13 protein-coding genes are annotated in these 13,700 nt (G+C 48.4%); 10 read left to right on the top strand and 3 right to left on the bottom strand.

Annotated features, from left to right (window positions below; genetic code table 11):
- The first annotated feature begins 26 nt into the window (after nucleotides 1-26).
- The 5 genes from SPIBUDDY_RS08035 to SPIBUDDY_RS08015 all read left to right on the top strand — a co-directional run bounded on the left by SPIBUDDY_RS08035 (nucleotide 27) and on the right by SPIBUDDY_RS08015 (nucleotide 5,128).
- The gene (locus tag SPIBUDDY_RS08035) at nucleotides 27-911 is read left to right on the top strand and encodes a glycoside hydrolase family 43 protein (RefSeq protein ID WP_013607252.1); all 885 of its coding nucleotides are present in this window, start codon (nucleotides 27-29) and stop codon (nucleotides 909-911) included.
- Nucleotides 902-2,947 (top strand): hypothetical protein, encoded by a 2,046-nt coding sequence (locus tag SPIBUDDY_RS08030; protein ID WP_013607251.1) that lies wholly within the window; start codon nucleotides 902-904, stop codon nucleotides 2,945-2,947. The genes SPIBUDDY_RS08035 and SPIBUDDY_RS08030 overlap by 10 nt, the downstream gene beginning before the upstream one ends.
- Nucleotides 2,948-3,005: 58 nt before the next feature.
- The gene (locus tag SPIBUDDY_RS08025; protein ID WP_013607250.1) at nucleotides 3,006-3,665 is read left to right on the top strand and encodes a YczE/YyaS/YitT family protein; all 660 of its coding nucleotides are present in this window, start codon (nucleotides 3,006-3,008) and stop codon (nucleotides 3,663-3,665) included.
- Between the two features lie 114 nt (nucleotides 3,666-3,779).
- Nucleotides 3,780-4,457: a SatD family protein gene (locus SPIBUDDY_RS08020; RefSeq protein WP_013607249.1), complete on the top strand. Its 678-nt coding sequence runs from the start codon at nucleotides 3,780-3,782 to the stop codon at nucleotides 4,455-4,457.
- Nucleotides 4,454-5,128, top strand: coding sequence for a DUF3307 domain-containing protein (locus SPIBUDDY_RS08015; RefSeq protein ID WP_013607248.1), 675 nt, complete (start codon nucleotides 4,454-4,456; stop codon nucleotides 5,126-5,128). Before SPIBUDDY_RS08020 ends, SPIBUDDY_RS08015 begins: the two co-directional genes overlap by 4 nt.
- A 51-nt stretch (nucleotides 5,129-5,179) precedes the next feature.
- Here SPIBUDDY_RS08015 and SPIBUDDY_RS08010 read toward each other — a convergent pair whose 3' ends face one another.
- Nucleotides 5,180-6,637, bottom strand: coding sequence for a pyridoxal phosphate-dependent decarboxylase family protein (locus tag SPIBUDDY_RS08010; protein WP_013607247.1), 1,458 nt, complete (start codon nucleotides 6,635-6,637; stop codon nucleotides 5,180-5,182).
- A complete protein-coding gene (locus SPIBUDDY_RS08005) occupies nucleotides 6,618-7,973 on the bottom strand; it encodes a diaminobutyrate--2-oxoglutarate transaminase family protein (protein WP_013607246.1) in 1,356 nt (451 codons plus the stop codon). The genes SPIBUDDY_RS08010 and SPIBUDDY_RS08005 overlap by 20 nt, the downstream gene beginning before the upstream one ends.
- 323 nt (nucleotides 7,974-8,296) lie before the next feature.
- Between SPIBUDDY_RS08005 and SPIBUDDY_RS08000 the strand changes: the two genes are divergently transcribed.
- Genes SPIBUDDY_RS08000 through SPIBUDDY_RS16160 form a run of 4 tightly spaced genes read left to right on the top strand, consistent with a single transcriptional unit; the run spans nucleotide 8,297 to nucleotide 10,496 of the window.
- Nucleotides 8,297-9,181: an ABC transporter ATP-binding protein gene (locus SPIBUDDY_RS08000; RefSeq protein ID WP_013607245.1), complete on the top strand. Its 885-nt coding sequence runs from the start codon at nucleotides 8,297-8,299 to the stop codon at nucleotides 9,179-9,181.
- The gene (locus SPIBUDDY_RS07995; protein WP_013607244.1) at nucleotides 9,181-9,975 is read left to right on the top strand and encodes a hypothetical protein; all 795 of its coding nucleotides are present in this window, start codon (nucleotides 9,181-9,183) and stop codon (nucleotides 9,973-9,975) included. Before SPIBUDDY_RS08000 ends, SPIBUDDY_RS07995 begins: the two co-directional genes overlap by 1 nt.
- Nucleotides 9,965-10,345 (top strand): GntR family transcriptional regulator, encoded by a 381-nt coding sequence (locus tag SPIBUDDY_RS07990; protein WP_013607243.1) that lies wholly within the window; start codon nucleotides 9,965-9,967, stop codon nucleotides 10,343-10,345. The genes SPIBUDDY_RS07995 and SPIBUDDY_RS07990 overlap by 11 nt, the downstream gene beginning before the upstream one ends.
- Nucleotides 10,329-10,496, top strand: a complete 168-nt coding sequence (locus SPIBUDDY_RS16160; protein WP_013607242.1) for a hypothetical protein — start codon at nucleotides 10,329-10,331, stop codon at nucleotides 10,494-10,496. The genes SPIBUDDY_RS07990 and SPIBUDDY_RS16160 overlap by 17 nt, the downstream gene beginning before the upstream one ends.
- A gap of 72 nt (nucleotides 10,497-10,568) precedes the next feature.
- Here SPIBUDDY_RS16160 and SPIBUDDY_RS07985 read toward each other — a convergent pair whose 3' ends face one another.
- Nucleotides 10,569-11,567, bottom strand: a complete 999-nt coding sequence (locus tag SPIBUDDY_RS07985; RefSeq protein ID WP_013607241.1) for a lactonase family protein — start codon at nucleotides 11,565-11,567, stop codon at nucleotides 10,569-10,571.
- Nucleotides 11,568-11,689: 122 nt separating this feature from the next.
- Between SPIBUDDY_RS07985 and SPIBUDDY_RS07980 the strand changes: the two genes are divergently transcribed.
- Nucleotides 11,690-13,642, top strand: coding sequence for an ATP-dependent helicase (locus SPIBUDDY_RS07980; protein ID WP_013607240.1), 1,953 nt, complete (start codon nucleotides 11,690-11,692; stop codon nucleotides 13,640-13,642).
- Nucleotides 13,643-13,700: the final 58 nt, after the last annotated feature.

Raw genomic sequence — 13,700 nt, 5'->3', positions numbered from 1 at the left:
CTTGCTCTGAGTAAGGAGTACCTGCAATGCACCTGCAAGACATTCAAATGCGCGACCCGTTCATTCTCGCTGACGATCGGTCAAATTGTTATTATTTATACGGAACTACGGACAAAGAACCTTGGAAATCAGAAGGGGTGAGTTTTGAGGCGTATACCAGCACCGATTTGGTGCATTGGGAAGGTCCAACTGTCATTTTCTCTCCTGTCGAAGGGTTTTGGGGAACGCAAAATTTCTGGGCACCGGAAGTACATCAGTATCAGGAAAAGTACTATCTGTTTGCATCCTTTAAAGCAGAAAAGCATTGTCGGGGAACCCAGATACTTGTTTCTACTTCTCCTTTGGGCCCCTTTCTGCCTGTTTCTGAAAGGCCTGCGACTCCGCTAGATTGGGAGTGTCTCGATGGTACCTTCTTCGTGGATGAGCAAGGCCAGCGTTGGATGGTGTTCTGCCATGAATGGGTTCAGGTCAACGATGGAGAGATTTGCGCCATACAACTTTCCTCCGATCTTTCTCAACCTATTGGGGAACCTCAGCTTCTCTTCAAGGCTTCCTCTGCTGTATGGCCGAAGCTGTTGCCTCGTCGGGATGGATCGGGTCTCGTCGATGCACGGGTTACCGACGGTCCCTTTCTCTATCGCACAAAGAGTGGCAACCTGCTGATGCTTTGGTCCACCGTTTCAGAAAACGGGTATGCCATGGGGTATGCCAGCAGTGAATCGGGTAGGCTGGAAGGGCCCTGGATACAGCAGAAGCAGCCACTTGTCCAGTGTGACGGTGGGCATGGCATGATTTTCCGTTCCTTTGAGGGAGTCCTGTACTTGACCTACCATAGCCCTAACAAGACACCCAATGAGCGACCCTTCTTTGTTACGTTGGAAGAAAAGGATGGAGGCTTGGTATGCCGCTAGATCGAAGGGCATTGGTTCAGGAACATAATCCTCATATACAGGCATATGAAAGCGGATCGTTTGTCAGTGTTGGAAACGGTAATTTCGCCTTCACCGTCGACTGTACAGGCTTACAGTCATACCTGGACAACCGGGAAGGGAAAACTCCCCTGTGTACGATGAGCGGGTGGGCTATGCATTGTTACCCGGGCAAGGAGAAGGCGCGGTACGACCTGCTCAGACTCAGACAGTACGATTGTAATGGACGTTCTGTGGGGTACATGACCGACTCAACCGGACAGGAAGAACTGTTCAACGACCTCAGGGTCAACCCACATCGGTTTAACTTGGCGCGCATATCGTTTAGAGCCAAGGGTGTGGATGACAATACCTTTATTTCCTCCCTTTCGCATATAGATCAGGAGCTTGACCTCTATAGCGGCCTTATCACCAGCATATTCACCTACAAGGGTGAGGTGGTAAGGGTGCAAACGCTGTGTCATCCTTTGCAGGACCAACTATCGGTCAGCGTGGAATCAGCATTGATCGCCGATGGAACACTTTCGGTGGTGATCAGCTTTCCCTATGCATCGCATACAATAAGCGCATCGGATTATGGAAAGCCTGATGCTCACGAAAGTGTACTTTCCTTGGAACAAGGTCGCTATCATACCATCAAGCGCACGATGGACAGCTCTCGGTACGAGGTGCGTATGTATACCAATGAGGAGTGTGTACTGACCGAGCAGCAAAAACATACGTTTCGTATTTGTTCCTCTTCATTGGTCCTGGAAGCAAGTTTGTTGTTTGTTCAGGACGCAAACAAGGCTAAAGTCAGCTCGTTTGCAGAGACGAAGGCTCTCTGTGCGAACCACTGGGCTCGCTTCTGGTCTGAGGGCGCTTTCATCGATTTTTCGCTTTCCACCGATCCCCGAAGCCATGAACTGCAACGCAGGATGTTGCTTTCCCGATACTTGCTGGCTATCCAATGCAGCGGTGAGACTCCTCCTCCTGAAACAGGTCTTACGTGCAACAGCTGGTATGGAAAGTTCCATTTGGAGATGCACCTGTTGCATGCATCCCATTTTGCCTTGTTCGGCCAGGCTGTCTTGCTTGCGCGTTCGTTGCAGTACTACAAACATATTCTTCCCCTTGCCATCGATCGCGCAGCTTCTCAGGGGTACAAGGGTGCGCGTTGGCCGAAAATGACCGATCAAAGCGGCAATGATAGTCCCTCATCCATTGGGACACTGCTCTGCTGGCAACAACCTCATCCAATTTTCTACGCCTCCTTACTGAAGAAAACCAATCCAAACTCAGCCATTCTCAAAGAATGGACGCAAGTAATTGAAGCAACTGCCACCTTCATGATCGATTACCTGCAGTGGGACGATACGCATAAGCGGTATGTCCTCGGACCTCCTGTTATTCCGGTACAGGAGAACCATACGCCAGAGGAAACGCTGAATCCAACCTTCGAGCTTTCCTATTGGAGATGGGCGCTCCAGGAAGCGGTCAGCCTGCTTGAGGAAGCGGGAAGCAGCGTGGATGAACATTGGCTGGAGGTGATTGGAAAGATTTCACCGCTTGCTCATGACGGGGACGTGTATCTTGCCCAGGAGAACTGCCCCGACACCTATGGGGCGTATGCTTACGACCATCCTTCCTTGTTGTTCAGCCTTGGTTTGTTGGATGGTAGGGATGTGGATGCTCAGATTATGAATAATTCACTGGATAGGGTCCTCAAGCATTGGAAGCTCAATGAACTTTGGGGATGGGACTTCCCGCTGATGGCAATGACAGCGGCCCGTCTGGGTAGGTGCGAGGATGCAGTTGACCTATTGCTGATGGACTCTCCCAAGAATACCTATACCGCAAACGGACATAACGCCCAACTACCGAAGGCAGACCTTCCGCTCTATTTGCCGGGAAATGGTTCTCTTCTGATGGCCCTTGCCCTGATGGCAGGTGGTTGGAAAGGTTCCAAACATCCAGCTCCCGGTTTCCCTAGCGAGGGTTGGGTGGTGCAAACCGAGGGGTTGCAACGATTTTGGTAGATTGAGCTATCTTTTATTCGTTGTTTTGGGTAAGGTAGCGCAAAGGTAGGACGGACATATGAAGGCGGTAGTGATTCGACTGTTTCGCTTGTTCTTTGGGTTGTTTCTGTATGCGATGGGTATTGTGCTTACCATGCAAGCCCATATCGGATATGCTCCTTGGGAAGTATTCCATGCAGGTCTTGCAAAGGTGATGGGCGTGCAGATCGGAACCGTCTCCATTTTAGTTGGGCTCATAATCGGTATCGTAGTGATGCTTTTTGGGGAACCCTTGGGATTGGGAACGGTTTGCAACATGGTTGTGGTCGGTCTGTTCATGAATCTTCTGCTTGGCAGCGGCGTATTTGTAGAACTATCCAATCCTGTGTTGGGCGTCGTACAGTTGATCGTGGGCTTGTTTGTCATCTCCCTGGCTTCCTATTTCTACATTTCCTCAGGATTCGGGGCCGGTCCCCGTGACAGCTTGATGGTTCTGCTCTCACGCAAGACCAAATACAAGGTAGGGACCATCCGTTCAGCTATGGAAGTTACGGTTACCTTCGTGGGCTTTCTCTTGGGTGGCTTACTGGGGTGGGGCACGCTGCTCAGTGCAGTTCTTATCGGCTTTTGCATCCAGATTACGTTTAAGCTGTTGCGTTTCGATCCCAAGAAAGTGGTGCATGAGGACTTTGTTTCAAGCTATCGCAAACTGGGTATGTTTGTGCATAAGCGAGCGTAATCCAAATATCAATAGAATAGTGTAGATATAATATAAATCAACAAAAAATAATAGAAAATATAAATATAAACATAAAATAGTTGATTATTATGCAAACTATGCTATACTGCTGGTATGCAATACTACGCTTTGGTAGGAGATTTGAAACAATCCAGGCAGTCATCTGACCGAAAAGCTCTCCAAGAGTTGTTGCTTGGAACCATGAATTCCCTCAACATCAGGTATACCGAACATATGGCCGCCCTTCTCATGGTTAATTCAGGTGATGCCTTTCAAGGACTATTTTTTTTGGATGCACCCATTCTGGAAATTTGCGATCGTATCAGATATGCGTTGTCCAGCCAAAATGGTATACGTATGGGTATCGGTTTCGGGAGCATTGAAACGGCTATTGAACGAAAGCAGAGCATTCTTGCAGATGGTCCTGCGTTTTGGAATGCTCGGTATGCGTTGGCTCAAGTTCAGGACCATGACTATTACAATACACGCACCTTGGCTTTACGCATGGGTGAGAATTGTCACGAGCAACTGGAGACGTTGGTCAATCAAGTACTGGTCCTGCAGGATCAGGTTGCCTCGAAGTGGAAGAATACACAACTGGAACTTGCAAGGCATTACCTGTCAAGCCATGGGTATGAGAGAGTCTCTCAGACCCAAGTGGCCAAAGAGATGAAGCTTAGTACCCAACAAGTAAATACTACTGTACAGGCAATGGGTTGGTTTGCTTTTCTCGATACACGCAAAGAGACTGAACGAGTACTGCAGACGGTACTAGGAGGAGTAGACTCATGAGTACAACCATGATAATGATATTGGGTATGCACATTTTGGGTGATTACTATCTCCAAACCGACAAGCTTGCTCAGAAAAAACAACACGAATTTGGACAAGTACTGATACATTCGATTCTCTATGCCATTGCTTTTGTTCCCTTACTATTTATTGCTCCCTGGTTGATGTTCGTTTTATTGGTTGTCTCGCATGCCTGTATTGATTCATTGAAATATTTGCTTCGAAAAGTTACCAACCGAACTGCGGTGCTTTTTATACTTGACCAAACCTGCCATATAGCGATTTTGTATGGAGTTTCTCTTCTGTATCAAGGTTCTATCTCCCTCCCTATCGATTGGGAGCACTTGCTTAAAATCATCGTTCTTATACTTTGTGTGACCAAGCCAGTCTCGGTTGTGTTCATGGAACTATTTGATCAATATCGACCCTTGCAGCAGAATTCCGGAATACAAGGAGCGGGTAAGGTAATTGGATATCTTGAAAGGCTTCTCCTTACTGCACTTCTGGTAGTCGGCGAGTATGGGGTAATCGGATGGATCATTGCAGCGAAAACGTTGGCCCGTAGTAAACAGCTCTCGGACTCTCAAGCATTTTGTGAGTATTTCTTGGTAGGAACACTGGTAAGCATTCTTTCAACCTTTACGCTGTACCTTGCTTTGTATCGTTGGTAAAAGAAAAGGGCCGAAGACATCTGCCCTCGACCCTCATGATGAAATTTCCTGTTACTGTACTTGGCTTCCCAGCTTCTTGATCAAAGAGAGCAGTTCATCCAGATGTTGGTGGGTAACCAACGGATTGAGCAGGGTGAACTTCAGATACGTCCGTCCCTGATATACCGTCTGACCGATCACCACCTGATGGTGATGCAACAGCTCCCTGCGGACCTGCTTGTTCTTCTCACAGCTTCCACTAAGTCGGAACACCACACTGGAAAGCTCCGGTGCAATGGCCAGCTCGAACTGGTTGTCTGAAAGGATAGCTTGTGCAAGATAGGCGGCATTCCCGATGCAGGTGTCGATGATGGAGGCAAAGCCGTCCTTTCCCCTGCATTGGAAGGCCATCCAGACCTTCAGGGCATCGAAGCGGCGGGTTGTCTGCAGGCTTTTGCCTACCAGGTTTGTGTAGCCGTCCTCTTCATCCTCTTCGCGGTTCAAGTAATCGGCATGCAGCGTAAATACATCGAATTGAGACTTGTCTTTGATAAGCAATGCACCACAACTGATGGGAAGCAGAAACATTTTATGAAAGTCCACGGTTATGGAGTCACACAGACCCAGGTTGCCCAAACGGCTCTGATAGGTCTGGGAGAGTTGGACACCGCTTCCGTATGCTGCATCGGCATGCAAATAGAGGTTGTATGCATCACACAAGGCCCTCAGCTGTGCTACCGGGTCGATAGAGCCATAGTCGGTCGTCCCGATGGTTGCAACGATACAGAAGGGTAAAAGACCCTCTTTTAAATCATCGCTAAGCATGGTCTTTAGGGCATGCATATCCATTCTGCAAAGAGCATCCACAGGAACCTTGCGAACTGCATCGTAGCCGAGGCCCAGCAGGTGTGCACTCTTCTCCATGGAGAAGTGTGAAACTTCTGAGGTGTAGATCCTCAGCCTCTGGTAGCAGGAGGGAAGGCCTTTCTTTTTTACATCGTGGCCGAGGACAGTATTGCAATACCAATCACGGGCCAAGGTAAGGGCACTGAGATTCGATTGGCTTCCCCCGGAAGTAAAGACTCCATCTGAATCGGTTCCAAAATTGTAGAGCTTGCAAAGCTCATTGACCACTGCAACTTCCACCTCGGTGGCAATGGGAGACTGGTCCCAACTATCCATCGATTGGTTGAAGGTACTGAGAATGAGCTCGCTGGCAATTGACTCAAGCAGGGCGGGGCTGTGCAGGTGGGCCATGTAGTTGGTCGACCAGGTCCTAAGAAAGTTGGGAAGAATGGTTTTCTTCACTTCCTCAAGCACTGCATCCCAACCAGTCCCAGCTTGTGGCAGGATGGTTGTCTGACCCATGAGGCTTTGCAGCTCATCGACACCAGCACCTTTATAGGCGCCGGTGTCGGTTACTGAACTCGTGATAGCCTCAACTGTCTGGTCGATGATGGTGCGATAGGCTTCTTTTGCTTCAGACTCAGCACCAAGAAAGTACGGCAGCTTAGTGATGGGCTTTGACATCTGCATCTACCTTGCGGATCGCCTTCTCGCTAATATCGAGCATGAGCTTTACATCATCCTTGGTAACGTTGAGGGCGCACAGGCAGCGCATGACCGAGCCATACCTTCCGCCTTTTTCCATAATAAGGTGGTTGAGGAAACACTCTTTCTGTACCTTGGCGGCAATAACACCGCTTTGGGGGTAGGATCCGAGGTGGTCGGGCTGGCCATAGGGATCGATGAATTCGATACCGAGCATCAGACCTTTGCTGCGGATGTCACCAATAATGGAGACTTCCTGCATCAGTTTTTTCATGTGGTCTTCGATCATTTTGCCTTTTTCAATCACTTCAGCCAAAAACTCAGGTTTGCTGACCCGTTGCATGACAACAGTTCCTGCTGCCATGGCGAGTTGGTTGCCCCTGAACGTTCCTGCATGAGAACCAGGCTGCCAAGCATCAAGGTCCTTGTGATACACAACCACACTCATCGGCTGTGAACCACCGATAGCTTTGGAGGCAAGAATGACATCGGGTACGATATCGGCATATTCAAAAGCAAAGAACTTTCCGGATCGACCGATTCCACACTGAATTTCATCAACGATCATCGGGATTTCCAGTTCCTTGGTTACACGGCGTACAGTCTGCAGGAATTTAATCGGGGCAGGGATAACACCACCTTCACCCTGGATGGTTTCCAGAATGACTGCTGCGGGTTTTGTAATGCCGCTCTCAGGGTCCTTGAGCGTACGCTCAAAGATTGCACAAGCTGCATCGATACCAGCCTCGCCACCCAGGCCGAAGGGACAGCGATAGGAATGGGGATAGGGGAAGAAATGAACATCAGGCATCAGGCCATTAACCTGGCTTTTTGCATTGAGGTTGCCGGTGAGGGCGAGAGCTCCATGACCCATGCCGTGGTAGCCGCCGCTGAAGGCGATAACACTACTTCGTCCGGTTGCTGTCTTGCACAGCTTAATTGCTGCATCGACGGCATCGGTGCCGCTGGGACTGCAGAACTGAATTTTTCCATTGGTTCTGAGTTCTTCGGGCAGAAGGGAAAAAAGGGTCTGAACAAATGCATCTTTCACGGGAGTCGTGAGGTCTAGGGTATGGAGGGGGAAATCATTGGTCAGAAGATCGACCATTGCTTGATTGACTTCTTCGTCATTGTGTCCAAGGGCAAGAGTGCCTGCACCACAGAGGAAATCGAGGTATTTATTGCCCTCTACATCGATAAGGTAGGAGCCTTTTGCTTGTTTGATTGCGATGGGGAACTTGCGGGGATAGGTGCGTGCGTTGGATTCGGTTTGATTTTGCCGATCAAGATAGAATTGGTTGGTAGATTCGTTCATTACCCTTATTCCTTCTATACCATGGTGTTTTTTTTGTCTAAATGTACTATTTAGCCCTTTCATATAAAGTGTTTCCAACCCTCTCTCAAGAGAGGTGAAGGATGTTCTTATCTGCTCATTGGAACCCAATGCGCAAGAACCGATACTACCAGCTTATTTCTAATTTTGCTAGAGATTGTTTGGCAATTGTCTAGAAATATCGTAAAAGTTCCAGCCGGATAGAAATCAACATAAAAATATGAAAGTTTTGTAGTGAGATACTGGACAAGATTGCAATATTGGTGTATTAGTAAGCTAGTACAGTAGCAAATTAGGAGGCATGCATGGCAAGCCAAGTAGTACAAGAAGCACCAGCTCTTGCAATGGAGATGGATGTGGCAGTTCGTATGAATGACATTGGGTTCTCATACCAAAGTAAAAAGTTGTTCTCCCATCTGGATCTTGAGATTCGCCGGGGAAATATCTATGGGCTTTTAGGAAAGAACGGAGCAGGGAAAACCACCTTGCTGAAGTTGCTGTGCGGACAGTTGTTTGCACAAAGCGGAGCGATTGAGGTGTTCAACCAAAATCCTCAGAAGCGAATCCCTTCGTTGTTGCAGGAGATTTTCTACCTGCCCGAAGAGTTTCCACTCCCCAAGATGAAGGCAAATGAGTACCTTGCAATGCTCAGCCCGTTTTATCCGCGGTTCGACCACACCATGTTCGGTGTGTATTGCAAGGATTTCGAAGTTGATTTGAATCAGAGACTCGACCAGATGTCACTTGGTCAGAAGAAGAAGGTTCTGCTCTCCTTCGGTCTTGCTTCCAACACATCGCTGCTCATCCTGGATGAACCGACCAATGGATTGGACATTCCCTCAAAAAGGCAGTTCCGACAAACGGTTGCTTCGGCGATGACAGAAAATAGGACCTTCATTATTTCAACCCATCAGGTACGTGATATGGAAAACCTCATTGATCCGATTATTATCCTGCATGACGGTTCGGTCATTTTCAACGACACGGTTGCCAGTGTAGCCGATAAGTATGTGTTGAACCTGACCACCAGTGAGCCAAAAACAGATACAGCAATGTATACCGAGAAGGTGCTCGGTGGCTGGATGGTACTGAGCGAACGTACTGAAGAAACCGAGGGGCAGCCCCTTGATTTGGAAACCCTGTTCAATGTGGTGGTCCAGACCTCGAAAGGCACCATGGGAGGTGTATGATGAATAGATTGCTTGCATTGATTAAGCGGGAATGGAAGACGGGTCAAAGAGATTATACAATCTATGGATTGGTTGTTGTTTTGCTGCTTTTTGGTTTTGAGACCATGCAGAGCCTGATTGTACGGTATACCGGTATGGCTTCCTTTCCGATGGAAGTGTACTCAGAGATGTTTCCCGGCTTCTTGCTTCTCGGTGGTTTCATTACTACCAGCATGATGTTCAGCGAGGATATGTACTCCAAGAATTCCCAGCATAATTGGCTGATGCTTCCTGCGACGAACCTGGAGAAGTTCCTCTCCAAGGCCCTCGTGTCGACCATTGCCTATCCGATTGCTGTGACATTGGTATTCTTCTTGACCAGCGTTGTCACCGAACCGATTCAGCTCTTGATCTTCGGCAGTCCCGTAGGTTTGTTCAATCCGTTCAAGGGTAACGAGCTGGGGATGTTGCTTGCCCAATACTGGGTATGGAACTCGGTATTCATCCTGGGGGCTGCCTACTTCCACAAAGCCCACTTTGTAAAGACTGTGTTGGCTGTTGGCGTCATTGCGCTTGGATTTGGTGGCTTGGCTTTATTGTTCACCAGACTTGTGTTTGCGATCAAGTTCGGTTCAACCGTAAATTTCTTCGATACCCTAAACTTCAATTATCCTGATTTCCCTGAAAATTCTATGCTTTCGATCAAGGTCTTTACGGGTATTTCGAATGTGTTGTACTACGCAGTGCTGCCACTGTTCTGTATGGTAACTGCGTTCTTCAGGGTTGAGGAGGTCCAAGCAACAGATGCAGTTTAATACACTCTCTCCAATCTATCTGCAAATAGCCGAGTACATCCATGACCTCATACTCAATCGAGTCTGGGACGACGGACAGCGAATTCCCTCGGTACGCGATATGGCCATGGAGTTGGAAGTGAATCCTAATACGGTTATCAGGACGTATGCCTTGCTGCAAGATGAAGGCACCCTGGAGAACCAGCGGGGAATTGGCTATTTCACCGCAAAGGATGCACGAACACTGGTGCTCAAGCAGCGCCGCGAGAAGTTCATCAAGCGTGAGTTGCCAGCATTATTCTCCACCATGGAGACGTTGGGCCTCACGATGGAAGATCTGCAAACCTATGCAAAACAAACCAAGGAGGCTGAACATGAAGTCCAAGCTTAAGAAGAGTAATACAATGTTGATAGGGGCGGGCATCTTTCTTAGTGTCTACCTTCTGATAGCCATCCTGTTCGGAACGTCCTTGCTGAGCAAGGCTATCGCAAGTGGTACTTCCAATTCAGTCACCAAGGTGACGATAGTGAAGAACTGGTAGGCAAGGTACACAAGAAGATACAATGTTGAAAGAAAAATGAGAGAGGGCTGGGAAACCGGCCCTCTCTCTGCCTTAGTCGAAAAAAGTCAGGCACACAGGCTCAATAAGCTCGATTCGATGCATCGCAGACGAAAGTAATCCTGTTATCTGGTCGATGACATGCACCGTTACCGAGTTGCTGCCGGCATTGCCAACCAGAACAAAGGAATCAGAAGGGGAGATGCAGAAGTTCCTTGGTTCTTGTTCCACCATACAGTGACCAAGCAAGGTAAGAGAGCTAGTGCTTAGATCAAGAGCATACATTGCAATGCTGTTATGCCCACGGTTGGAGCAGTACAAAAAGCGTTGGTCGGATGAGAGGTGGATGTCCGCTACCGTATTCTCACCAAGGAAATCAGCGGGTAGGGTGCTGATGGTCTGGACCACGCTAGGTTCAGGTCCTAGTTGGATTACCAATACTTCATTGGAAAGTTCTGAGGCAACAAAGAGGGTGCCTTGGTCCAATGAGAGTGCTAGGTGTCGTGGTCCGGTTCCAGCGGGCACGGTGATGTAATGTTTGCGAGTGAAGGAATCCGTATACCAGATTATTCGATCGAGGCCCAAATCAGCAACCAACAAGGATTTTCCTGCTTCCAGCCAAAGGCTGCTGTGGATATGGCTACTTTGCTGCCGATTTGGATGTTTTCCTTTGCCTGGGAAGGTTTCAATAAAGTCAGGCCTTCCAAAACCCAGGAAGGTGAACACCCCATCAGCATAATTTGCGACTGCAAGGCCTTTGCCAGTAGGCTCGAGGGCTAGATGGCAGGGAGAGTCACCCTGACTGGGAACACAGAACAGCTTTTCACACGTCAGGGCAGGAGAAACTCGATAGGCATATACATGCCCATCCGTCTCAGTTTCGCTGACGGTGTAGAGTATTCGTTTCTCACGATCAAAACATTGGAAGTTTGGATACTCCACTCCTCCAAAGCCCGAGAGGTGCTGTAAGGCACCTGTGTGTTCATCGAATGAAAAGAAGTTGATACCTTGCTTATCAGCGTGAACTCTGCTTCCGATTACCAGTGTATGCATAGCCTATGGTAGTCCCCATGCACAACAAAAGCAAATACCTGTAGGGATGAACTTCTCTGCTCTATGCAATCATGCAAAGAGGTGGTAGGCTGTAATAACTATACATATGTTGAGGTGATGAGGTGGAACTCAATCAGCAACAAATGGCTGCAGTTGTGTATGACGGGCCAAAAAGAAATATTCTGGTGAATGCCGGGGCCGGGAGCGGAAAGACGCGGACCATTATCGCTCGCGCCGCCCATCGCATTACCCAGGGGACGCAAGCGGATAGGCTTCTGGTCCTCACATTCACCAATCGTGTGGCACAGGAGCTTCGTCATAGGTTGGCTCATGAAGTCGGATCAGCAGGGGAGTCGGTGCAGATGGGGACGTTCCATGCTTTCTGTCTGAAGGTCATGAGTTCACTTCCCAAAAGTTTTGCTATCAGTGGCCTATCGATTATCGACTCTGATGACCAGGACAATCTGATGGGCATGGTGAGAAAATCCCTCATCAAGAACCTCAAGGGACCAAAAAGAGGATTTCCCAGTTCCGATCACCTGCTTTCTCTCTACTCGTACAGTCGCAATACACTTCAAAATACAGATGTTTATCTTCACGAGCAAACGGATCTGGATGAAGAGCAGATAGACCTCTGCATGCAGATATTCAGTTTGTACCAGCAGAGAAAAGAGGAACGGGGCTATCTCGATTACGATGACCTTCTGATAAAATTCGATGAGGCGTTGACTAAGAAGGCAGCATTGCGGCATGCAGTTTGCACCCTGTTCGATGAAGTGTTGGTGGATGAGATGCAGGACACAAATCCCATTCAGTTCAATATTCTCAAGCACTTCAGTAGGGAGCAGGTGAACTTGTTCTGTGTAGGAGACCCGGCCCAATCAATCTACCGGTTCCGGGGAGCCGAGTTCACCCACATGATGGAGTTCGGGACAATATTCAGTGACAGCATTTCCTTTTCCTTGTCATTGAATTATCGCAGTTACCAAGAAATTCTCGATGTTTCCAACTGGCTGTTGTCGTGTTCCTCCTATCCTTATCAGCATACTCTTGAGGCGATAAGAGGCAGAAGTGAGAACTTGGTCCGTCTCGAGGATTTTGAGAACCAAGCCGATGAATGTTCGTGGATAGCCGACCAAGTGGTTGGCTATCAGGAACAGAAGATTCCTCTCTCCGATATTATGGTGTTATATCGTTCAAGTTTTGAGGCCAAGACGTTGGAAGCCGAATTGATCAGACGAAAGATTCCCTATCGCTTCATCGGTGGGTTGGTGCTGACTAAATCTGCCCATGTACGGGATGTGTTTGCTCTGTTGCGTTTGGTACGCAACAGCTCTGATGATCTTGCTTGGATGCGCTATTTGCAGTTGTTCCCCAGAATAGGGGAGATTTCTGCTGAGCGGATTGTGAACAATGTGTATAGTGCGGGCACCGCAAGCGATTCAGTCATCCAAACGTTGGAGAGCTTGCTTGGGAAGGACCATGCAAGTGTCACCGCTCTAGCGTCTGCGATGAAAGCTGGTACCACGCCTCTAGCATGCATTCAGGCTGCAATTCAACAGTTGAGTCCATTGTTAGCTGAGCGATATGACCACTGGAAGCAACGCAAGCAGGATTTACAGTTGTTGGAAAAAGTTGCCCGCACCTATCATACACTGGGACAATTCATTGATGATTTCACGCTTGAGCCGATGCATGGTACCCAGTTGAGCAACGAGAGCAGCGACGATGCCCTTACCCTTATCACCGTCCATAGTGCCAAGGGGACTGAGGCTCCCATCTGTTTTGTTGCTTCAGCCATTCCTTCCCAGTATCCTCACTCCCGCTCCCTAGGTGATCTTGAAGCCGAGGAGGAAGAACGTAGGGTTCTCTATGTAGCCTTAACCAGGGCAAAGAACGAGTTGATCATCACCAGGTATTCCAGAGCACGGAATTCTATGTGGGTAGATTCTTCTCCTGCTAAAAGCCAAGCATACTTTCTGGAGTCAATTCCCCAGAACCTGATACTCACAACCCTGCATGGTTATACAAGCAGGGGTATCAGTTCACTGAGTAGCTTGAGGGATGAGTTTTAACTATCCGATTTTCCATAGAAGCTACCAACTTTTTCAGAGCAATCTCTTAGTTGTTGAG

The sequence above is a fragment of the Sphaerochaeta globosa str. Buddy genome, assembly GCF_000190435.1.
In the GTDB taxonomy this organism is placed as follows: domain Bacteria; phylum Spirochaetota; class Spirochaetia; order Sphaerochaetales; family Sphaerochaetaceae; genus Sphaerochaeta; species Sphaerochaeta globosa.
The sequence above is the reverse complement of the archived record's forward strand: the minus strand, read 5'-3'. Positions and strand labels throughout refer to the sequence as shown.